Origin of the sequence: Sphingomonas kyungheensis (assembly GCF_037120395.1) — a bacterium.
Taxonomy (GTDB): Bacteria; Pseudomonadota; Alphaproteobacteria; order Sphingomonadales; family Sphingomonadaceae; genus Sphingomonas; species Sphingomonas kyungheensis.
Genome location: NZ_JBBBDM010000016.1, coordinates 1 through 19,385 on the forward strand (window position 1 = coordinate 1; position 19,385 = coordinate 19,385).

General features: G+C 72.4%; 24 protein-coding genes. 21 read left to right on the plus strand and 3 right to left on the minus strand.

Annotated features, from left to right (window positions below):
- Window positions 1-293: 293 nt before the first annotated feature.
- Together V8201_RS17550 and V8201_RS17555 are read right to left on the minus strand one after the other, a co-directional pair.
- The gene (locus V8201_RS17550; protein WP_336546088.1) at window positions 294-2,138 is read right to left on the minus strand and encodes an ABC-F family ATP-binding cassette domain-containing protein; all 1,845 of its coding nucleotides are present in this window, start codon (window positions 2,136-2,138) and stop codon (window positions 294-296) included.
- 146 nt (window positions 2,139-2,284) lie between these two features.
- Entirely contained in the window at window positions 2,285-2,848 is a 564-nt protein-coding gene (locus tag V8201_RS17555) for a helix-turn-helix domain-containing protein (protein ID WP_336546089.1), read from the minus strand.
- Window positions 2,849-2,943: 95 nt separating this feature from the next.
- On the opposite strand from V8201_RS17555, the gene V8201_RS17560 reads away from it, so the two are divergent.
- From V8201_RS17560 to V8201_RS17575, 4 genes are all read left to right on the plus strand, one after another.
- Window positions 2,944-3,372: a DUF6456 domain-containing protein gene (locus V8201_RS17560; protein ID WP_336546090.1), complete on the plus strand. Its 429-nt coding sequence runs from the start codon at window positions 2,944-2,946 to the stop codon at window positions 3,370-3,372.
- A gap of 74 nt (window positions 3,373-3,446) precedes the next feature.
- Window positions 3,447-4,406 (plus strand): diaminopimelate epimerase, encoded by a 960-nt coding sequence (dapF, locus tag V8201_RS17565; RefSeq protein ID WP_200870435.1) that lies wholly within the window; start codon window positions 3,447-3,449, stop codon window positions 4,404-4,406.
- 63 nt (window positions 4,407-4,469) lie between these two features.
- The gene (locus tag V8201_RS17570) at window positions 4,470-4,652 is read left to right on the plus strand and encodes a hypothetical protein (RefSeq protein ID WP_037535114.1); all 183 of its coding nucleotides are present in this window, start codon (window positions 4,470-4,472) and stop codon (window positions 4,650-4,652) included.
- Between the two features lie 94 nt (window positions 4,653-4,746).
- A complete protein-coding gene (locus tag V8201_RS17575) occupies window positions 4,747-4,983 on the plus strand; it encodes a hypothetical protein (RefSeq protein WP_336546091.1) in 237 nt (78 codons plus the stop codon).
- On the opposite strand, the gene V8201_RS17580 is transcribed toward V8201_RS17575, so the two are convergent.
- The gene (locus V8201_RS17580) at window positions 4,984-5,682 is read right to left on the minus strand and encodes a PAS domain-containing protein (RefSeq protein WP_051583509.1); all 699 of its coding nucleotides are present in this window, start codon (window positions 5,680-5,682) and stop codon (window positions 4,984-4,986) included. It abuts the gene before it with no gap.
- A gap of 360 nt (window positions 5,683-6,042) precedes the next feature.
- Between V8201_RS17580 and V8201_RS17585 the strand changes: the two genes are divergently transcribed.
- From V8201_RS17585 to V8201_RS17665, 17 genes are all read left to right on the plus strand, one after another.
- Window positions 6,043-6,453, plus strand: a complete 411-nt coding sequence (locus tag V8201_RS17585; protein ID WP_336546092.1) for a type III secretion system chaperone family protein — start codon at window positions 6,043-6,045, stop codon at window positions 6,451-6,453.
- The gene (locus tag V8201_RS17590) at window positions 6,450-7,769 is read left to right on the plus strand and encodes a DNA-packaging protein (protein WP_336546093.1); all 1,320 of its coding nucleotides are present in this window, start codon (window positions 6,450-6,452) and stop codon (window positions 7,767-7,769) included. The genes V8201_RS17585 and V8201_RS17590 overlap by 4 nt, the downstream gene beginning before the upstream one ends.
- A gap of 131 nt (window positions 7,770-7,900) precedes the next feature.
- The gene (locus V8201_RS17595; protein ID WP_336546094.1) at window positions 7,901-9,004 is read left to right on the plus strand and encodes a phage portal protein; all 1,104 of its coding nucleotides are present in this window, start codon (window positions 7,901-7,903) and stop codon (window positions 9,002-9,004) included.
- Window positions 9,001-9,303, plus strand: a complete 303-nt coding sequence (locus tag V8201_RS17600) for a DUF6127 family protein (RefSeq protein WP_037535118.1) — start codon at window positions 9,001-9,003, stop codon at window positions 9,301-9,303. The genes V8201_RS17595 and V8201_RS17600 overlap by 4 nt, the downstream gene beginning before the upstream one ends.
- A complete protein-coding gene (locus V8201_RS17605) occupies window positions 9,300-9,671 on the plus strand; it encodes an HK97 family phage prohead protease (protein ID WP_336546095.1) in 372 nt (123 codons plus the stop codon). Before V8201_RS17600 ends, V8201_RS17605 begins: the two co-directional genes overlap by 4 nt.
- 32 nt (window positions 9,672-9,703) lie before the next feature.
- Complete coding sequence (locus tag V8201_RS17610; protein WP_336546096.1) at window positions 9,704-10,705, plus strand: phage major capsid protein; 1,002 nt, start codon at window positions 9,704-9,706, stop codon at window positions 10,703-10,705.
- Between the two features lie 36 nt (window positions 10,706-10,741).
- Window positions 10,742-11,215 (plus strand): head-tail connector protein, encoded by a 474-nt coding sequence (locus V8201_RS17615; RefSeq protein WP_336546097.1) that lies wholly within the window; start codon window positions 10,742-10,744, stop codon window positions 11,213-11,215.
- The gene (locus tag V8201_RS17620) at window positions 11,212-11,622 is read left to right on the plus strand and encodes a hypothetical protein (protein ID WP_336546098.1); all 411 of its coding nucleotides are present in this window, start codon (window positions 11,212-11,214) and stop codon (window positions 11,620-11,622) included. The genes V8201_RS17615 and V8201_RS17620 overlap by 4 nt, the downstream gene beginning before the upstream one ends.
- Before the next feature lie 133 nt (window positions 11,623-11,755).
- The gene (locus V8201_RS17625; protein ID WP_271299961.1) at window positions 11,756-12,163 is read left to right on the plus strand and encodes a phage major tail protein, TP901-1 family; all 408 of its coding nucleotides are present in this window, start codon (window positions 11,756-11,758) and stop codon (window positions 12,161-12,163) included.
- Complete coding sequence (locus V8201_RS17630; RefSeq protein ID WP_081793105.1) at window positions 12,160-12,474, plus strand: gene transfer agent family protein; 315 nt, start codon at window positions 12,160-12,162, stop codon at window positions 12,472-12,474. The genes V8201_RS17625 and V8201_RS17630 overlap by 4 nt, the downstream gene beginning before the upstream one ends.
- On the plus strand, window positions 12,471-12,671 hold the full coding sequence (locus V8201_RS17635) for a phage tail assembly chaperone (protein WP_271299963.1): 201 nt from the start codon (window positions 12,471-12,473) through the stop codon (window positions 12,669-12,671). The genes V8201_RS17630 and V8201_RS17635 overlap by 4 nt, the downstream gene beginning before the upstream one ends.
- A complete protein-coding gene (locus V8201_RS17640) occupies window positions 12,664-13,257 on the plus strand; it encodes a tail tape measure protein (protein WP_336546099.1) in 594 nt (197 codons plus the stop codon). Before V8201_RS17635 ends, V8201_RS17640 begins: the two co-directional genes overlap by 8 nt.
- A gap of 12 nt (window positions 13,258-13,269) precedes the next feature.
- Window positions 13,270-15,534 (plus strand): phage distal tail protein, Rcc01695 family, encoded by a 2,265-nt coding sequence (locus V8201_RS17645; protein ID WP_336546100.1) that lies wholly within the window; start codon window positions 13,270-13,272, stop codon window positions 15,532-15,534.
- Window positions 15,531-16,328 (plus strand): phage/gene transfer agent baseplate hub protein, encoded by a 798-nt coding sequence (locus V8201_RS17650; protein WP_336546101.1) that lies wholly within the window; start codon window positions 15,531-15,533, stop codon window positions 16,326-16,328. Before V8201_RS17645 ends, V8201_RS17650 begins: the two co-directional genes overlap by 4 nt.
- Before the next feature lie 4 nt (window positions 16,329-16,332).
- Entirely contained in the window at window positions 16,333-16,722 is a 390-nt protein-coding gene (locus V8201_RS17655; RefSeq protein WP_336546102.1) for a peptidoglycan endopeptidase, read from the plus strand.
- A complete protein-coding gene (locus V8201_RS17660) occupies window positions 16,722-18,878 on the plus strand; it encodes a phage tail protein (protein ID WP_336546103.1) in 2,157 nt (718 codons plus the stop codon). The genes V8201_RS17655 and V8201_RS17660 overlap by 1 nt, the downstream gene beginning before the upstream one ends.
- Window positions 18,875-19,381, plus strand: a complete 507-nt coding sequence (locus V8201_RS17665) for a DUF2793 domain-containing protein (RefSeq protein WP_336546104.1) — start codon at window positions 18,875-18,877, stop codon at window positions 19,379-19,381. The genes V8201_RS17660 and V8201_RS17665 overlap by 4 nt, the downstream gene beginning before the upstream one ends.
- The last annotated feature ends 4 nt before the right edge of the window (window positions 19,382-19,385 follow it).

The following is a 19,385-nucleotide window of genomic DNA, read 5'->3' on the forward strand; positions in this document are numbered from 1 at the left end:
CATCCTCGACTCCTCAGCCAGACGATGCCCCGTTCTACACCTTCCCGGTCCAACCAGTCTCCCGAAACTGTACACCTTCGCGGGAGCCCAGGGTCGCAGAGATTACACGCCGTTACTCTGCTTGACCCCGGGTTCCTGCATGCGCAGGAACACGGGTGCTTGGGCAAGCGACGCCGGCTTTCGTCACGGCCTAGCAGGGTCTCCGGCCGCGCTGCCACACCCGGATGAACGCGACGATCGCGCCGTCAGCGATCGCCGGGAGCTGTCGCAGCCTTAACGCCCGTCGTGCCCCCTCACGCCGCCTCCAGCGCCTCGGTCGCCTCCAGCCACGTCGCTTCCGCCGCCTCGATCTGCGCCTGCACGTCGGCGCGACGCTTCATCAGCTCGCTCATCGCCAGTTTGGCGAATTTGGGCTCGGCGGTCTTGGGATCGAACATCGCGCGGTCGATCGCGTTGCGGTCGGTGGTGAGGCGGGCGATCTCCGCCTCGCAGTCGCGGATCGTCTTGCGGCGGGCCTTGTCGGCGTCGCGGTCGAACGGCTTGGCCTTGGCCTTTTTCGCCTTGGGCTCGTCCTGCTTGTCGCCGGCGAGCACGAAGGCGATGTAATCGTCGAGGCTGCCGTCGAATTCGCGCGCGGTGCCGCCGTCGACCAGCACCAGCCGGTCGGCGGTCATCTCAAGCATGTGGCGATCGTGGCTGACCAGCACGACCGCGCCGGTGTAGGAGTTGAGCGCCTGGATCAGCGCCTCGCGCGCATCGACGTCGAGGTGGTTGGTCGGCTCGTCGAGGATGAGCATGTGCGGTGCGTCGCGGGTGATCAGCGCCAGCGCGAGCCGCGCCTTCTCGCCGCCCGACATCCGGCCGACCTTGCCGACCGCCTTGTCGCCGGAAAAGCCGAAGCGGCCGAGCTGCGCGCGCACCGCGGCCGGGCTGGCGCCCTTCATGATCCGCGTCATATGTTCGAGCGGCGTATCGTCGGCGTCGAGCTCCTCCACCTGATATTGGGTGAAATAGCCGACCTTCATCTTGCCGCTCGCGTTCATCGCGCCGTCCATCGGCGCCAGCTGCGCGGCGAGCAGGCGGGCGAGCGTCGTCTTGCCGTTGCCATTGCGCCCCAGCAGCGCGACGCGGTCGTCAGGATCGAGCCGCATGTTGAGCCGCTTGAGGATCGGTGTCTCGGCATAGCCGACGCTCGCCATGTCGAGCGTGATCAGCGGCGGGCGCAGCTCGCTGGGATCGGGGAAGTCGAACGACAGCGTCGGATCGTTGGCGAGCTCGGCGATCGGCTGCATCTTGGCGAGCATCTTCTGCCGGCTCTGCGCCTGTTTGGCGGTCGAGGCGCGCGCCGAGTTGCGTGCGACATAATCCTGCAGCTTGGCGCGCTGCGCATCCTGATTGGCTTTGGCGGCGGCGAGCTGCGCCATCCGTTCGGCGCGCTGCCGCTCGAAACTGTCGTAGCCGCCGGCGTAGAGCGTGATCTTGCCGTTCTGCAGGTGGAGGATGTGATCCACGACATTGTTGAGGAAGTCGCGCTCGTGGCTGACCACGACGATCGTCGCCTTGTAGCCGACGAGGAAGTCCTCCAGCCACATCACCGCTTCGAGATCGAGGTGGTTGGACGGTTCGTCGAGCAGCAACAAATCGGGCTGAGAGAACAGCAGCGCGGCGAGCGCGACGCGCATCTTCCAGCCGCCCGAGAAGCTGTCGAGCGGGCGCTGCTGCATCTCTTCGTCGAAGCCGAGGCCGAGCAGGATCTGCGCGGCGCGCATCGGCGCGGTATAGGCGTCGATCGCGATCAGCCGCTCGTAGACGTCGCCGAGCCGGTCGGGGTCCTCGCTCGTCTCCGATTCGAGCATCAGCGCGGCGCGCTCGGTGTCGGCGGCGAGCACCGTCTCGAACGGCGTCGCGGTGCCCGACGGCGCTTCCTGCGCGATATAGCCGAGCCGCGCGCCCTTGGGCATGTCGGCGGTGCCGTCGTCGGGTTCGAGCATGCCGGCGATGACGCGGACCAGCGTCGACTTGCCGGCGCCGTTGCGGCCGATCAGGCCGACGCGACTGCCCGGCGGCAGCGCCGCGGTCGCGCCGTCGAGGATCGTGCGGCCGCCGAGGCGCACGGTGATGCCGTTGAGGTTGAGCATGGCGTGCGCTGTAGCAGATGTTGCGTTGCAGCTAAAGCGGTGCGGGCGGACCGGCGTGCGGTCGGGAGCGGGCCCGCTCCTGGGCTTTCCGTCGCGGCGGCCGGCGCTTCGACAGGCTCAGCGCGAACGGCATCGCTACCGAATCGTCACAGCGCGCGGATCAGGCGGGCGGCCTGCGCCAGCCAGGGGGGCGAGGGGATCGCGGTCGGGCGGGCGTTGGGGGTGAGGGGGAGGAGGAGCAGGGCGTCGCCGTCGCGGCCGATCAGGCGGGCGAAGAGGAAGCGGCCGGCGGCGACGGGGACGAGCACGTCGCGGTTGAGCGCCTCGCCGAACCGGTCGGGCGTGCGCAGCTCGCACCAGATCGCGTCGCCGGCGCGATAGTCGCCGACGCTGCCGTCGACCGAGATCGCGATGCTGCCCGCGGACGGCTCGGGCGGCACCAGGGTGAGCGACTGGCGCGGCGCATGCGCACCGTCGGCGTCGAGCGTCGCGGCGACGGGCAGGGTGGCGCGATCGGGCAGAGTGACGAGATCGGCGGGCGCGACGCCGAGCGCGGCGGCGATGCGGTTGAGCCAGGCGACCGAGACGGTGCGCGTTCCCGTCTCGAGCCGGCCGATCGTCTGCGCCGTGGTCGGCGGGATACAGGCCCGTGCGACCGCATCGAGCGTCATGCCCTTGGCACGGCGGACTTCCCGGATGGCGGTGATCATCGAACGCCCCTTTTTTTAACCGATGTGGTTATTCACCTGTCCTACAAAGCTGACGTTGTGGCAAGAGACCGGCGACTCGGCAATAGGAGGACAGGATGCGGGATCTGGTCGATCAGGTGCTGGCGAGCGGGCGTCACGTCACAGTGAACGTCACCGAATCGCCGCTCGGCTGGCTGCGCGCGCGCGGGCTGGTCGATGTGCGGCAGTTCGAGGCGGGGGAGCGGTTGCGCGACGATTATGAGACGGCGGCGCTCGGACCGCGGGTGACGATGCGCTGGGCGGATCGCGTTGACGGCGGCGGCGAGGGACTCGACCCGACCCCCGCGCAGATCGCCGCCAAGCGCCGGTTCGATGCGGCGCTGGCGGCGGCGGGGCGGGGACTCGCCGACGTCGCGTGGCGGGTGATCTGCGCGGGCGAAGGGCTGCCCGCCGCCGAAAAGGCGCTCGGCTGGCCGGCGCGCGCCGGGCGGCTGGTGCTGACGCTCGCGCTCGACCGGCTGGCGGATCATTATCGTTTGCCGTGAGCGGCCCGGCGGGTGTAACGGCGCCGCCAGAGAGAACATAAGCGGCCCGCAGGGTCGCAGCGGGAATGGATGTGGTGCGCTTCGACTTCGTCAAATGCCATGGATCGGGCAACGACTTTCCGCTGATCGACGCGCGCGGCATCGCCCTGCCGGCGGCGGAATGGGCGGCGGTGGCGCGGGCGCTCGCCGATCGGCGCGGGCCGGTCGGCGGCGACGGGCTGCTGCTGTTCCGCGACGCCGGCGACGGCGCCGACTTCGCGATGACGATGCTCAACTCCGACGGCAGCGAGGCGGAGACATGCCTCAACGGGCTGCGCTGCGTCGCACGCATGGGGTTCGAGGCGCTGGGCATCGATCGGGCGACGGTGCAGCTCAAGACCTCGCGCGCGACGGTGGCGCGCGACGCGGCGCTGGCGCCCGACGTCTATACGATACGCGAGACGGCGGGGCCGGCGGATCTCGACGCCGCCGCCTGGCCGCTGCACGGCGCGGGCGGGCGGATCGTCGATGCGCCGGTGGCACCGCTCGGCTCGGACCGGCACTTCACCGCGGTGGCGATGCCCAATCCGCATCTCGTCGCCTTCGTCGACCGGATCGACGAGGCGGAGCTGGTCGCGATCGGCGAAAGCTGCGAAGCGGCGCCCGACTGGCTGCCCAACCGCGCCAATGTCTCGTTCGTCGAGCTGCGCGACGCCGACGCGGATACGCAGGCGCTGTTCGTGCGGACGTTCGAACGCGGCGTCGGGCTGACCGACAGTTGCGGCAGCGCGATGGCCGCCTCGGCCTTCGCCGCCTGTCTGACCGGGCGGCTGGCGTATGACGCGGCGATCACCGTGTTCAACAAGGGCGGACTGGTGCGGGCGCAGGTGGCGCGGGATGCGATGGTCAGCCTGTCGGGCAATGCGACCTGGGAATGGCGCGGCTCGGTCAGCGTCGACACGGCGCAGGCGCGGGCGGGCGACCTGACGGTCGCGGCGCATTGCGACGCCGAGATCGCCGCCTGGGCCAGGCTCGCCGATGCGGCGAGCCGTTGATCCGGCAGGGCGCCGAAACGTTATAGGAATTGCGATACGCGGTATCGCCGGAAAGCGACGGACATGCGCGACGACACGAACTACTTCTACGCACGGGCGGAAACCGAACTGGAACTGGCCCAGCGCGCGACCCATCCCGAAGCGGTGCGGGCCCACTATATCATCGCCAATCACTATCTCGATCGCTGCTACGGCGGCGGCGAGCCGACGGCGGACGCGGGCAGCGAGGACGATGCGGCCGATTGACCGATGAACCCTTGCCCGCGCCAGTCGTTCAAGGATGCGGACGAGGGCGGCAATCATGGATGGCGGCGACGACGGCAGTAACGGACGGGACCCATTGCGCCTTCGGCAGGAGGCGAAGCTGCAACCGCTCGGCCAGGCGCTGCGCGCGACCTATGACGCCGAGAATCACGCGACCCTGTCGAAGGACGTGACCGGATTGATGCTCGACCTGGCGCATGTGCCGTTCGAGCCGCATGAGTTCGAGCCATTGATCGCGCCGCTGCGGCCGCCGCTGCCGCGCAGCTGGCTGGCGCGGATGCGGCTGGCGCTGCGCCGGCGCAAGGCGCGCTGATCACGCCTCGACGGGCATGCCCTGCGCGACCGAGAGCAGCGAACCGAAGATCGTCTCCAGCATCGCCAGCGCCTGCGGGCTGAGGCGGATCGGCGTATCGTCGGTGATCGGCCCGGGGCGTTCGAGCTCGATGAAACCGGCATTGCCGAGCGCGAGCAGCCAGCGGCGCGCGAGCAGCCAGTCGACGGTGATCCGCCGCGCGATCTCGCCGCCGTTGATCGCGCGGGCCTCCGCCTCCGCGACATAGGCGCTGAGCATGATCTCGGTGGCGGGATTGCCCATCAGCGCCTGGCCGAAGGCGCGCTTGCCGTGGCCGATCGCGGTCAGCAGCATCCGCGCCATCCGCCATTGCGCCTCGACCGCCGACGGCGAGACGTCGGGTTCACGCAGCGGCTGGCAGGTCACCGCCAATTGCCAGTCACCCTGTGCACCGATCCGCGAGACGTGGAGGTTGACCCACAGGATGCTGCCGTCGGCCCGCGCATGGCGATGGGTGAAGAATCGCGCCTCGCCGCTGTCGAGGATATGGCGGAGCTGGCGTTCGCCGGCGGGGCGATCGGCGGCGGCGAGCGTGTCGAGGACGCTGTGACCGATAATCGCGCCACGCGGCAGGCTGAGGATCGACTCATAGGCCGAGTCGATGTCGACGACGGTCAGATCCGAGCGGATCAGGCCGTGCGCCGCGGGTCCCAACGCCATCCTCATAAAAAATCATTTCGGTTTAATCGGTTATGATCGTGCGTCATGCCGTCTCTGCCGTTCCCGCCGGAAAGCTGACCGTCGCCCGCACCGATCCGCCCGCGCGTGCCGTTGGCCGTCCTCTCCGCCTGTATCTGCAATGAAACCGATTGTGACACAATTAGTTGGACAGGTCGATCAAAGATTGTGAGCGTTCACAATAGGTCGTGATCCGACAAAACCTATCTGGTACAAAATGCTTGACATCGTCACGCTGTTCGAGTACAAAACAGGAACGATGAGGAATTGCGGGCGGGGCCGCGGCATCGGGCGACACCGTCCGGCGCCGCGGCCTTTCGTTTGCGGAGCGGGAGGCGGGCGATGGCGCGAGGCAGGGCGGCGGGCGGTCGGCAGCGGTGGACGCCGACACGGACGTCGGTGTTTCTCGACCGGATTGCCGCGGGGCAGGATGCCGCGGCGGCGGCCGAGGCGGCGGCGGTCGACGTGACGCAGGCATATCGCCGGCTGCGTGACGACGACGGCTTCGCCCGCGGCTGGCGGGCGGCGACTGAGGCCGCGCGGCTGCTCGTCGAGACGCAGATGATCGCGGCGATCCTCCACGGTGACGGCGGCTTCGATCGCGATGCCGCGATGCGGCTGGTGCTGGCGGGGCGCCGCGCCCCGGCGGGCGATGCAGCGCCGGCGGTGGCGACGCGCGAGGAGACCGATGCGCTGATCCTCGACCGGCTCGCCAAGGTCGCCGGGCGGTCGCGGCAGGGCGATGCGGCATGAGCGGGGCCGCGGGGGATATGGTCGCGGCGCTCGCCGCTCTGCCGGAAGCGGAGCGGCGGTGGGTGATCGGGTCGCTGCCAACCGCGGCGACGCGCGAGCTGGCCGAACGCTGGCAGGGCGGCTGGGCGCGCGCCGGGCAGGTGGCGCCCGACGGCGATTGGCGGATCTGGCTGATCCGTGCCGGGCGCGGCTTCGGCAAGACGCGCGCCGGGGCCGAATGGGTCAGCGCGGTGGCGCGCGATCCGGCGGCGCGTATCGCGCTGGTCGGCGCGACCGCGGCGGAGGTGCGGCGGGTGATGATCGACGGGCCGAGCGGCCTGCGCGCGGTCGCCAAGACGCAGCAGGTGCCGAGCTATCGGATCAGCCACGGCGAATTGCGCTGGCCGAGCGGCGCGCTGGCGCGCGTCTATTCGGCGGATGCGCCCGATCAGCTGCGCGGCCCCGAACATAGCGCGGCCTGGTGCGATGAACTGGCGAAGTGGCGGCGCGGCGATGCCGCATGGGACAATCTGATGATGGGGATGCGGCGCGGACCGGCACCGCGCGTGGTGGTGACGACGACGCCGCAGCCGACCGCGTTGATGAAGCGCCTGCTGCGCACCCGCGGGCTGATCGAGACGCGGGGCGCGACGCGCGACAATCCGTACCTGCCGGCGCGCTTCGTCGCGCAGGTCGAAGAGGCCTATGGCGGCACCGCACTCGGCCGGCAGGAGCTCGACGGCGAGTTGATCGAGGATCTCGGCGGCGCCTTGTGGACGCGCGGCGGGATCGAGGCGTGCCGGGCGGAACCGCCGTCGGCGCTGGTCCGCACCGTCGTCGGCATCGATCCGCCGGCGGGCGGCGACGGCATACCGGGCGACGCCTGCGGCATCGTCGCGGTCGGACGCGACGATGCCGGCATCGGCTATGTGCTGGAGGATGCGAGCCTCGTCGCGCGGACGCCGGAGGAATGGGCGCGGGCGGCGGCGGAGTGCGCGGCGCGGCATCGCGCCGACCGGGTGGTGGCGGAGGCCAATCAGGGCGGGGCGATGGTGCGATCGGTGCTGCTCGCCGCCGACGTGACGCTGCCGGTGGTGCTGGTCCATGCCAGCCGCGGCAAGGTGGCGCGGGCCGAGCCGGTCGCGACGTTGTACGAACGCGGGCGGGTCAAGCATGGCGGGCGCTTTCCCGCGCTTGAGGACGAGCTGTGCGGGCTCGTCGCGGGCGGCGGCTATCATGGGCCGGGCCGGTCGCCGGACCGCGCCGATGCGCTGGTATGGGCGCTGAGCGAGCTGATGCTCGGCCGGCGTGCGCAGGCGGGGGTGCGGGGATTGTAGCGCTCCGGCGCGGGCAGACCAACGCAGGCTTGTCCGTGTGATCCTGGGCTCCTGCCTTTGCGGAAGCACGGACGTTTTACGCGCGCGTCGGTCGGCGACGTTTGCGCTCCTATCGATGGCGGGAGACGATCATGCGGTTGTTCGGACGCAAGCCGGCGCGCGAGGGCGCGCGGCCGGCGCTGTCGCGGGCGGCGACGGGGGTGTCGGTCGGCGACTGGCCGCGCTCCTATGAGGCGCAGGTGCGCGACGGCTATGGCGGCAATGCGATCGCGCAGCGCGCGGTCAAGCTGGTCGCGGAAAGCGTCGCGGCGGCGCCGGTCGTCGCCAGCGCGCCGGCGCTCGCCGCGCTCGTCCAGGCGCGGACCGGCGGCCAGGCGCTGCTGGAGAGCGTCGCCGCGCAGATGCTGCTGCACGGCAATGCCTATGTCCAGCTGCTGCGCGATGGCGAGGGCGAGGTCGCCGCGCTCTACGCCTTGCGGCCCGAGCGGGTCACCGCCGAGCTCGACGCGGCGGGCTGGCCGACGGCGTACGTCTATCGCGTCGGCGAACGGCGGACGCGGCTCGATGCCGAGGGTCCGCGGCCGGCGGTGGTGCATCTGCGCGGCTATAACCCGACCGACGATCATTACGGCATGGGCTGCCTCGGCGCGGCGGCGGGCGCGGTGGCGGTGCACAATGCCGCGGCACGCTGGAACAAGGCGCTGCTCGACAATGCGGCGCGGCCGTCGGGCGCCCTGGTCTATGATCCGCAGGATGGCGCGGCGCTGTCGCCCGACCAGTTCGCGCGGCTGCGCAGCGAGATGGAGGCGGGCTTCGGCGGTGCGGGCAATGCCGGGCGGCCGATGCTGCTCGAGGGCGGACTGCGCTGGCAGCCGCTGTCGCTGAGCCCGGCGGATATGGACTTCGTCGGCCTCAAGGCGGCGGCGGCGCGCGAGATCGCGCTCGCCTTCGGCGTGCCGCCGATGCTGCTCGGCCTGCCCGGGGACGCGACCTATGCCAATTACCGCGAGGCCAATCGCGCCTTGTGCCGGCTGACCGTGCTGCCGCTCGCCGAGACGATCCTCGCGGGCCTGGCGCAGGGCCTCGCCGGCTGGTTCGCGGACGCGCGCCTGCGCGTCGACCTCGATCGCGTGCCGGCGCTGAGCGAGGACCGCGAGCGGCTGTGGGCGAGCGTCAGCGCCGCGAGCTTCCTGACCGACGACGAGAAACGCAAATTGGTGGGAGTGGAACGATGAGCGAGGTTCTGGCGCAACTGATGGCGCAGGCGGCACGCGAGGGCAGCAATCTCGCGACGATGCGCGCGATCGCCGAGGAGGCGGGCGAATTGTCGGCGATGCGCGCGTTGAAGCGGCTCGGCCTCGCCGACGAGGAGGCACGCGACGATCTCGCCGCGCTGCGCGAATTGCTGGCGACGTGGCGCGACGCCAAACGATCGGCGTGGAAGGCGCTCGCCGGCTGGCTGATGCGGCTGGCGGGGGCGCTGCTGCTCGCCGGCTTCGCGGTCAAGCTCGGCTGGCGGACGTGGCTCGAATGAGCGCGCTGCGCTTCGCCGGCTATGCGGCGCTGTTCGATCACGCCGATCGTGCCGGCGACGTGATCCGCGCCGGCGCCTTCGCGCGGCCGGAGCGCGTGCCGCTGCTCTGGCAGCATCGCGGTGCGCCGATCGGCCGGATCGCGGCGATCGGCGAGGATGCGCGCGGGCTGCGCATCGCGGGCGAGATCGACGATGCCCGGCTTGCCGCTCTGGTGCGGGCGCGGGCGGTCGACGGGCTGTCGGTCGGCTACCGGCCGCTGCGCATCGCGCAGGGTGCGCGGCGCGAACTGCTGCGCGTCGCGCTCGCCGAGGTCAGCCTCGTCGCCGTGCCGATGCAGCCGGGCGCGCGGATCGATCGGGTCGGCTGACCCGGCACAGGGTTTCTGGAGGGAGAATGACGATGGACGTGGTCGATCGGCCGGCGTTGGACGGCGCACGCGTGGCGCCGGCGGACGGGGCTTTCGAAGGCTTCGTGCGGCAGGGCACGATATTGGAAACCAAGGCCTTCACCTCGGTGAGCGACGAAGCGGGCGGCTATGCCGTGCCGCGCGAGATCGATGCCGAGATCGCGCGGGTGCTGACCCAGGCCTCCCCCATCCGCGCGATCGCCAAGGTGGTGACGGTGGGATCGGCGGGCTATCGCAAGCTCATCACCAGCGGCGGCACGCCGTCGGGCTGGGCGAGCGAGACCGGGCCGCGGCCGGAGAGCGCGACGCCGGTGTTCACCGAACTCGCGCCGCCGATGGGCGAGCTGTACGCCAATCCCTCGGCGAGCCAGGCGATGCTCGACGATGCCGCGTTCGACGTCGAGCTGTGGCTGGCGGGCGAGATCGCCGCCGAATTCGCGCGGGCGGAGGGTGCGGCGTTCGTCGCCGGCACCGGCGACAATCGCCCGCGCGGCTTCCTGACGCAGCCGGTGTCGACCGCGAGGGATGGTGCGCGTCCGCTCGGCACGTTGCAATATCTGCCGTCGGGCGCGGCGGGCGATTTCGCCGGCGCGGCGGACGAGCGGCTGATCGACCTGATGCAGAGCCTGCGCGCGCCCTATCGGCAGGGGGCCTGCTGGGTGATGAATGCGAGCACGCTCGCGCGCATCCGCAAGATCAAGACCGGCGACGGCCATCCGCTGTGGCAGCCGGGGCTGGCCGACGGGCGGCCGGCGAGCCTGCTCGGCTATCCGGTGATCGAGGCGGAGGACATGCCGGATATCGCCGCCAATGCCGCGGCGATCGCCTTCGGCAATTTCACCGCGGGCTATCTGATCGCCGAGCGCGGCGAGACGACGATCCTGCGCGATCCCTATTCGAACAAGCCGTTCGTCAGCTTCTACGCGACCAAGCGGATCGGCGGCTGCGTCGCCGACAGCGAGGCGATCAAGCTGATGAAATTCGCCGCCGCCTGAGCGCGGCCGCAGCGGGATGACAGGGGAGGGGGGCATATGGAAGCGGCGATCACCGCCGCCGCCGCGGCGGCGGCGGACTATCTGCGGATGGCGGCGGCGGACCGCGTGCTGGTGCGCGCCGCCGCGGCGGCACTGGCGCTGGCCGAGGCATTCTGCGGGCAGCGGCTGATCGAGCGAAGGTTCGATCAGCCGGTCGTCGCATCGCCCGACTGGCAATTGCTCGACGAGGCGCCGGTGCGGGCGATCGTCGCCCCGGTCGACGGAGTCGCGCTCGACATCGATCGTGGCGGGATCGGCTGGGTGCGCGCCGCGGCGACGGGGACGGTGTCCTATACGGCAGGGCTGGCGGCGGACTGGGCGACGGTGCCCGCGCCGATCGCGCAGGGCGTGGTGCTGCTCGCCGCGCATCTGTTCGAGCATCGCGACGGACGCGGCGAGCCGCCCGCCGCGGTGGCGGCCCTGTGGCGGCCGTACCGGCGGCTGCGGCTGGCGACGGCGGTGCAGCGGTGAGCGCGGCGGCGGTGTTGCAGGCGGCGGCGCTGGCGCAGCTGTCGCGGCGGATGCGGGTGTTCACCGCGCCGCCGCTGCGCGCCTCGCTGCCGCGCGTCGTGCTCGACGACGCGGTGCTCGCCGCGGCGGATGCGGTGGGCGTGAGCGGGCGGATCGGCACGATCGGCGTCACCTGCACCGACAGCGGCGAACAGCCCGACCGGCTGCGCATGCTGGTCGAGCAGGTCGAGACGGCGATGGCGGCGATCCCGCCCGATCTCGGCGCGGGCTGGCGGCTCGCCGCGCTGACGCTGACCCGTAGCCGCATCGTCCACGGCAAGGAGGTGCGCGGCGACGCCCGTTCCGAGCGGGGCGAGCAATGGACCGCGACCTGCCTGTTCGCGGTGCGGATGTTCCGGATCAACTGATCGGGACCGCGCAGAAGCGCGTTTGGCGGCGCCTGCCCGCTCCCCCGCCCCGCCTCCCAGTCATGATGCCGATGGGAGGCGGGGCGGGGGAGCGGGCAGGCGCCGCTCTTTCTATCCAACCAGGAGACGTACGATGGCGGTGGAACGGGGCAGTGCCTTTCTGCTCAAGATCGGCGACGGCGCGGCGGCGCCGGCGTTCGCGACGGTGGCCGGGCTGCGGACGACGCAGATGAGCGTCAACGGCGAGACGGTGGTGATCACCAACAAGGATTCGGGCGGCTGGCGGCAGTTGCTGTCGGGCGCCGGGGTGCGCAGCGTCAGCGTCTCGGGCGCGGGCGTGTTCACCGGATCGGCGGGCGAGGCGCGGATCAGAGCCAATGCGCTCGCCGGGACGATCGACGATTACCGGCTGAGCTTCGAGGGCGGCGACAGCATGACCGGCCGCTTCCTCGTCACCAAGCTCGACTATGCCGGCGATTTCAACGGCGAGCGATCCTATACGCTGAGCCTCGAAAGCTCCGGCCCGGTGGTGGCGGCATGAGCGCGGCGGCCAATCCGGCGCGCGGCGAATGCGCCGTGCGGGTCGATGGATGCGAGCTGGTGCTGCGGCCGTCGTTCCAGGCGTTGGTCGCGGCGGAGCAGGAGCTGGGCTCGCTGTTCGACCTCGTCACCCGCGCCGCCGACGGCAAGCTGGCGATCGGCGAGCTGGTCGCCCTGTTCTGGCATTGCCTGCGCGAGCCGCCGGCGGGGATGACGCGCGAGACGCTGGGCGAGGCGCTGGTCGCGCTCGGGCTCGCCCAACTGACGCCGGTGCTGCGCCACCTGCTCCACCAGATTTTGGCGGGGCGATGAGCGGTTTTACGGCGGCGGCGGTGCGGCTGGCGGGTGCGGCGGGGGCGATCCTGGGGTGGAGCCCCGACGCCTTCTGGCGCGCGACGCCGGCCGAACTCGCGGCACTGGTCGCGGCGATGCGGGACGGCGGCGGGGCGGCGACGCCGCCCGACGCCGCGACGATCGCCGCCTTGCAGGAGGCACATCCGGATGGATGAGGTGGAGCGGATGATGATCGGCGTGCGCGCCGACACGACGGGGTTCGCGCGCGACGTCGAGGCGATGCGGAGCACGCTCGAGGATAGTCTCGGCGCGGGGGCGCAGCGGGTCGGGCGGACGATCGAGGCGGCGCTGCTGCATGCGGCGCGCAGCGGCAGCTTCGGCTTCGAGGAATTGAAGGGCGTCGCGCTGGCGGCGATGGCACAGATCGCCAAGGCGGCGCTGCACGCCGGCGTCGGCGCGCTGTTCGGTGGCGGTGGCGGTGGCAGGGCGCCGGCGGGCGGCGATGCCGGCGGGTGTTTCGGCAACGGCGGTCCCGATGTGTTGGGATCGCTCCTGCAGCGCGGCTGGCCGGGGCGGGCGACCGGCGGGCCGGTGACGGCGGGGCGCGGCTATATCATCGGCGAGCGCGGTCCCGAGATGTTCGTGCCGACCGCGAGCGGACGGATCGAGCCGGCCGCGGCGGCGCCGCGCGACGTCCGCGTGACGATCCACGTCCAGACCGCGCCGGGCGAGGCGCCGGCGGCGATGGAGCGATCGAGCCGGCAGGTGGCGCGCGCGGTGCGCGCGGCGCTGAGCGAATGAGGGGGTGGGCGGATGGCATTCTGGCTATGTACGACGCCGCCGGCGGCGGACGCCGTCCTCTCGCGCTTCGACGGGCGCTTCTGGACGGTCGACTTCCCGCGGCCGATGATGGCGGCGGTGACCAATCCGGCGGCGGATGCGCTGCGCGTTGATCTGGTGTTCCAGACGCGCGGCGACCTCGCCGGGCTGATCTGGGCGGCGGAGGACCGGTTCGATCACCCCTTGCTGCGCTATGCGACGGAGCGCGACTTCCGCGGCTGCCGGCTCCGCTTCCGCTGGCGGTCGCAGGGAATCCTGCCGCTCGACGCGGTCAACGGGCCGACGCTGACGATCGAGGGGCGCGACGCGGCGGGGCAGGCGGCGACCTGGTACGTGCGGCTGTGGAATTATGCCACGGGTACGCCCGAGGATGCGGCGGTGACGCTCGACTTCGCCGATCTCGCCGGCGGGTTCCGGCTGCCCGACGATGCGCGGCCGGTATGGGCGGGCGATATCGACAGGCTGTTCGTATCGATGGTGCCGCCCGGTTATGACGGCAGCGACGCCCTGCTGCCCGCGGCGGCGGAGGGCTGGGTCGAGCTGAGCGACATCGCCTGCGACGGGCCGGGTGCGGTGATCGGGCTCGGCGACGTGGTCGTGCCCGAACACGGCTTCGCCGTCGCCAGCGGGTATGACGACAGCTATCACCTCACCCCGGCCCGGCTGCTGCGCAATGCGCTGCACCTCGGCTATCGCGGTGCGATCACGCATTATGTCGGGATGAGCCATTATTTCCGGCTCGAACCGCTCGGCGCCGGGCTGTACGTCAGCCTGCGCGGCGGGGTGATCAACGCCGCCTGCGCCGCCTGGCATCGCGATTTCGCCGAGCGGGCGCAGCGGTTCGGCTATGCGCTGATCTGGTCGCTGAGCTACGAACTGCTCGACGCGCATTGCTGGAGCGACTGGAAACAGCGCGCGGCGGACGGGACGCCGGCGCAGACCGGCTGGACGCCGCCGTCGGCGCTGCTGTCGCCGGCGCATGACGGGGCGATGCGTTATCTGCGCCAGGTGGCGACGGCGTTCGTCGGACTCGGCGTCGCGGCGGGGCTGGCGCCGCACTTCCAGGTCGGCGAGCCGTGGTGGTGGCTGATGGCGGACGGGCGGCCGTGCCTGTACGACGCGGCGGCGGTGGCGGCCTTCGCGCCGGTTGCGATCCCTTCGGTGCGTGCGCCGCTCGATGCGGTGCAGCGCGCGACGCTCGATCGCGCGGGGGCGGCGCTGGCGGCGTCGACCGCGGCGCTGGTCGCGCAGGTGCGGGGCGCGTTTCCGGGCTGTCGCACCTATCTGCTCGCCTATCTGCCGACGGTGCTCGACGGTGCGGCGCCGGACTGGGCGCGTGCCGCCTTGCCGGTCGGCTGGGCGGCGCCGGCCTTCGACGTGTTGCAGCTCGAAGATTACGACTGGGTCACCGCCGGCGACGGCGCGCTGACCGCGCGCGGCGTCGCGGTGGCGCAGGCGCGGCTCGGCTATCCGCCGGCACAGCAGCAATATTTCGCCGGCTTCGTCGCCGAGGCCGCGCAGGCGGCGGCGCATTGGCCACGCATCGAGGCGGCGGCCCTAGCGGCGCGGGCGCGCGGCGTCGCGGCCGTGACCCTGTGGGCGCTGCCGCAGGTGATGCGCGACGGCTTCGTCCATTTCGAAGGGGAGGATGCGATGCAGGATTACGACGATATCCTCTTTCCGATCGCACTCGGCCGCGAGGCGGCGGTGACGCCGGCATTTTCGACGACGATCCTGACCGCGGCGGGCGGCGCCGAGCAGCGCAACGCCGCCTGGGCGGAAGCGCGCACCAGTTACGACGTCGGGCCGGGGGTGCGCAGCGAGGCGGACATCGCCGTCCTGCTCGCCTTCTTCCGCGCGCGGATGGGGCCGGCGCGCGCCTTTCGCCTGCGCGATCCGTTCGATGCCGAGGGGCAGGACGAGCCGCTCGGCAGCGGCGACGGCGTCAGGCGGCAGTTCGCGCTCGTCCGCCATTATGGCGCGGCGGTCCGGCGGATCGTCCGCCCGGTCGCGGGCAGCGTCCGCGTCGCGATCGACGGGGTGGCGACGCAGGCGTTCAGCCTGGCGGCGGACGGCATGCTGCTGTTCGACACCGCTCCGGCAGCGGGCTCGCGCGTGACGGCGAGCTTCGTGTTCGACGTCGTCGTGCGCTTCGCCGAGGATCATCTGCGCGTCAGCCGCACGACCTTCCTCGCCGGTGAGGCGGTGTCGGTGCCGTTGATCGAGGTGCGGACGTGAGCGCGCTGTCGTGCATCGCCTATTGCTGGCGGATCGAGCGGCGCGACGGGATTTCGATCGGGCTGACCACGCATGACCGCGACCTGACGATCGACGGCATGACCTATCGCGCCGCGCCGGGCATGACGCCCTCGGCGATCGAGCGCCATGCCGGGCTCGAGGCGGATACGATGGACGTGCGCGGCAGCCTGACCAGCGCGGCGATCGGCGAGGCGGACCTGCTCGCCGGGCGCTGGGACGGCGCATGGGTGCGGCTGTTCGCGGTCGACTGGGAGATGGGCGCGATCGTCGCGCCGCTGGGCGCCGGGCGGATCGGCGCGGTCGAGCTGGGCGAGGACGGCTTCACCGCCGAACTCGCCGGCGCGAGCGCGGCGCTCGACCGTGCGGTGGTCGAGGAGACCTCCGCCGCCTGCCGCGCCGAACTGGGCGACCGGCGTTGCCGCGTCGCGATGGCGGCGCGGCGCCGGTTCGCCCGGGTGCTCGCGATCGCCGAGCGGGTGGTGACGCTCGACGCGGCGGAGCCGGTCGCGGGCGCCTATGCCGGCGGCGTGCTGCGCTGGTTCGGCGGCGCGAACGGCGGGCTGGTGCAGGCGATCGACGCCTCGGCGGGATCGACGGTGACGTTGCGCGCGCCACCGGTCTTTGCGGTCGGCGAAGGCGTGCTCGTCGAGCTGAGCGAGGGATGCGACAAGCGCTTCGCGACCTGTGCCGGGCGCTTCGCTAATGCGGCGAACTTCCGGGGCGAGCCGCATCTGCCGGGCATGGACCTGCTGACGCGCTATTCCGGTGGCTAGGGGCGTGGCGGTCGCGGCGGCGGCGCGGGCGCTGGTCGGGGTGCGCTTCCGCCTGCATGGCCGCGATCCGGCGCACGGGCTCGACTGTATCGGCGTGATCGCGGCGGCGCTGCGCGGCGCTGGTTGGCGGGGCACGGTGCCGAGCGGCTATCCGCTGCGCGGTGGCGATCCGGCGCAGGTCGCGGCGCGGTTCGACAGGGTGCTGGCGCGCGGCGACGGCGCGGCGACGGGGGACGTGCTGCTGTTCGCGACCGGGCCGGCGCAGCTGCACGGTGCGGTGCGAGTCGCGGGCGGCATCGTCCATGCCGATGCGGCCCTGCGCCGCGTGGTCGAGCGACCGGGCCGGCCGGACTGGCCGTTGCTCGGCGCCTGGCGGTACGAGGGGGAAGGGTGATGGCGACCTTGGTGCTGAGCACGGTCGGGCGAGCGTTGGGCGGGCCGATCGGCGGCGCGGTCGGCGCAATCCTCGGCCAGGCAATCGATGCGCGGCTGTTCCGCCACGCCGCGCGCGAGGGGCCGCGGCTCGCCGACCTGTCGGTGCAGACGTCGAGCTACGGCACGCCGCTGCCGCAATTGTTCGGGACGATGCGCGTCGCGGGAACGGTGATCTGGTCGACCGACCTGATCGAGACCCGCAACAGCCAGCGCGGCGGCAAGGGGCGGCCGGCGACCAACACCTACAGCTACAGCGCGAGCTTCGCGGTGGCGCTGTCGGCGCGGCCGATCGTCGCGGTGCGGCGGATCTGGGCGGAGGGCAGACTCCTGCGCGGCGCGGCGGGCGACTGGAAGACGCAGACGGGCTTCCGGTTGCATCCCGGCAGCGAGGACCAGCCGGTCGATCCGCTGATCGCCGCGGCGATGGGGGCGACGCCCGCCTATCGCGGTATCGCCTATGCGGTGTTCGAGGGCTTGCTGCTCGCCGATTTCGGCAACCGCATCCCGTCGCTGACCTTCGAGGTGGTCGCCGATGCGGCGGCGGTGCCGAGCGGGACGATCGCCGCGACGATCGCGCCCGAGGTGACGGCGCAGGGCGGGCTGCCGCTCGACGGCTTCGCCGCGGCGGGGGCGAACGTGCGCGGTGTGCTCGAGACGCTGGCGCTGCTCGACGGCGGCTGGTGGCGCAGCGACGGCGCGCGGCTGGTGCGGCAGACCGACACGGGTGCGGCGGTGCCGATCGCCGACGCGGGGCTGGCGGCGGGCGGGCGGACGCCGCGGCGGCGCAGAACGGTCGCCGCGCTCGCCAGCGTGCCGCGCGAGGTGGCGGTGGCGCATCACGACCCGGCGCGCGACTATCAGGTCGGCGTGCAGCGCATGCGGCGGCCGGGACCGGGCGAGCGGATCGATCGCGTCGAATTGCCCGCGGTGATCGACGCGACCGCGGCGAAGGGCGTCGCGGCGGCGCTGCTCGCGCGGGGCGAGATCGAGCGGACGCGGCGGCAGGTCGCGCTCGGCCGGGAGGGACTCGGCATCGCGCCGGGCGCGATCGTCGCACTCGATGGCGAGGCGGGGCGCTGGCGGGTGGCGAGCAGCAGCATCTCGGGCGTGCTGACGACGTTGACGCTGCTGCCGATCGGTACGGTGCCGGTGGCCGGCGCGGCGAGCAGCGGCGCCTGCCTGCCGGCGGCCGATCTGCCGATCGGGCGCACGGCGCTCGCGGCGGCGGAGCTGCCCGGGCTCGGCGAGGCGCCGCTGACGCTGCCGCGGCTAAGCGTCGTGGCGTGCGGCAGCGGGCCGGGCTGGCGACAGGCGACGTTGCTCTACAGCCTCGACGAGGGCGCGAGCTGGAGCGCGGCGCCGGCGAGCGCGGCGCCGGGGATGATCGGCACGGTCGACGTGCCGCCCGCCGCGGCGGCATCCGGCCGGCTGGCCGACCGGCAGAGCGCGGTGGTGGTCACGCTGCTGCGCGACGACATGATGCTGGGCGATGCCGATGCGGTGATGCGCGGGCAGGGCGGCAATCTCGCGCTGGTCGGCGACGAACTGATCCAGTTCGCGACCGCGACGCCGCTCGGCGGCGGGCGCTGGCGGCTGACCGACCTGATGCGCGGCGTGCGCGGCAGCGAGGCGGCGATCGCGACGCATCGTACCGGCGAGCGATTCGTGCTGATCGAGCCCGACGCGATCACCGCGATCGCGCTGCCGGCGGCGGCGATCGGCCGGCGGCTGCGGCTGCTGGCGAGCGGCGTCGGCGATGCGGCGCCGGTGGAGACGGCGGTGACGATCACCGGCGCCTCGGTCGCGCCTCCCGCGCCGGTGCTCGGCTCCGTCACCGTCGAGGCGGACGGCGGCATGACCGTGCGCTGGGTCCGTCGCAGTCGTGCCGGATGGAGCTGGCGCGACGGCGTCGACGTGCCGCTCGGCGAGGAGAGCGAAGGCTATCGCCTCGCCTGGACGACATCGGCAGGACCGCAGGCGGCCGTCACCGACGCGCCCGCCTATCGCTTCACCGCTGCGGCGCGGCCGCCGGCCGGGACGAGCGTCACGGTCGTCCAGCTGGGGACGCTCGCCGTCTCGACACCATTGACGATCATCGTGGGAGACACGGCATGACCACCATCGACCAGAGCGCCCGGCTGGCCTTGCCCTTCCTCGCGCCCGGCCAGGCGGGCAAGGAGCTTACCCACAACGAGGCGCTGGTGCGACTCGACATGCTCGTCCAGCCGGTGGTGGCCGGCGCCGGCGGCAACGTTCCGCCCGCCGATCCGCGGCCCGGCCAGTGCTGGATCGTCGGGGCGGCGCCCGAGGGGCTGTGGGCGGGGCAGGCGCAGGCGCTGGCCGGCTGGACCGGCGACGGCTGGCGTTTCGTCCGGCCCGCCGAGGGCTATGCCGCATGGAACGCTTCGACACGTCAACCGATTGTTTACCACGATGGCGCGTGGCACGATGGCGACGTCTGTGCCGGTCGGCTGGTGATCGGCGGGGAAACCGTCGTCGGCGCGCGCGGCGCGGCGATCGACGACCCTGTCGGCGGAACCATCGTGGATAACGTGGCCCGGGAGGTTTTGACTAGGATTCTCAGTGCTTTGCGACAGCACGGTCTGATCGCGCGGTGAAAAT

What these genes read in the sequence shown, in the direction of transcription:
- V8201_RS17560 (WP_336546090.1), top strand. Translation starts at nt 2,944, where the DNA reads ATGCGGGATCTGGTCGATCAGGTGCTGGCGAGCGGGCGTCACGTCACA.
- V8201_RS17585 (WP_336546092.1), top strand. Translation starts at nt 6,043, where the DNA reads ATGGCGCGAGGCAGGGCGGCGGGCGGTCGGCAGCGGTGGACGCCGACA.
- V8201_RS17600 (WP_037535118.1), top strand. Translation starts at nt 9,001, where the DNA reads ATGAGCGAGGTTCTGGCGCAACTGATGGCGCAGGCGGCACGCGAGGGC.
- V8201_RS17555 (WP_336546089.1), bottom strand. Translation starts at nt 2,848, where the DNA reads ATGATCACCGCCATCCGGGAAGTCCGCCGTGCCAAGGGCATGACGCTC.
- V8201_RS17645 (WP_336546100.1), top strand. Translation starts at nt 13,270, where the DNA reads ATGGCATTCTGGCTATGTACGACGCCGCCGGCGGCGGACGCCGTCCTC.
- V8201_RS17580 (WP_051583509.1), bottom strand. Translation starts at nt 5,682, where the DNA reads ATGGCGTTGGGACCCGCGGCGCACGGCCTGATCCGCTCGGATCTGACC.
- V8201_RS17615 (WP_336546097.1), top strand. Translation starts at nt 10,742, where the DNA reads ATGGAAGCGGCGATCACCGCCGCCGCCGCGGCGGCGGCGGACTATCTG.
- V8201_RS17550 (WP_336546088.1), bottom strand. Translation starts at nt 2,138, where the DNA reads ATGCTCAACCTCAACGGCATCACCGTGCGCCTCGGCGGCCGCACGATC.
- V8201_RS17640 (WP_336546099.1), top strand. Translation starts at nt 12,664, where the DNA reads ATGGATGAGGTGGAGCGGATGATGATCGGCGTGCGCGCCGACACGACG.
- V8201_RS17595 (WP_336546094.1), top strand. Translation starts at nt 7,901, where the DNA reads ATGCGGTTGTTCGGACGCAAGCCGGCGCGCGAGGGCGCGCGGCCGGCG.
- V8201_RS17610 (WP_336546096.1), top strand. Translation starts at nt 9,704, where the DNA reads ATGGACGTGGTCGATCGGCCGGCGTTGGACGGCGCACGCGTGGCGCCG.
- V8201_RS17660 (WP_336546103.1), top strand. Translation starts at nt 16,722, where the DNA reads ATGGCGACCTTGGTGCTGAGCACGGTCGGGCGAGCGTTGGGCGGGCCG.
- V8201_RS17630 (WP_081793105.1), top strand. Translation starts at nt 12,160, where the DNA reads ATGAGCGCGGCGGCCAATCCGGCGCGCGGCGAATGCGCCGTGCGGGTC.
- V8201_RS17570 (WP_037535114.1), top strand. Translation starts at nt 4,470, where the DNA reads ATGCGCGACGACACGAACTACTTCTACGCACGGGCGGAAACCGAACTG.
- V8201_RS17605 (WP_336546095.1), top strand. Translation starts at nt 9,300, where the DNA reads ATGAGCGCGCTGCGCTTCGCCGGCTATGCGGCGCTGTTCGATCACGCC.
- V8201_RS17665 (WP_336546104.1), top strand. Translation starts at nt 18,875, where the DNA reads ATGACCACCATCGACCAGAGCGCCCGGCTGGCCTTGCCCTTCCTCGCG.
- V8201_RS17590 (WP_336546093.1), top strand. Translation starts at nt 6,450, where the DNA reads ATGAGCGGGGCCGCGGGGGATATGGTCGCGGCGCTCGCCGCTCTGCCG.
- V8201_RS17625 (WP_271299961.1), top strand. Translation starts at nt 11,756, where the DNA reads ATGGCGGTGGAACGGGGCAGTGCCTTTCTGCTCAAGATCGGCGACGGC.
- V8201_RS17635 (WP_271299963.1), top strand. Translation starts at nt 12,471, where the DNA reads ATGAGCGGTTTTACGGCGGCGGCGGTGCGGCTGGCGGGTGCGGCGGGG.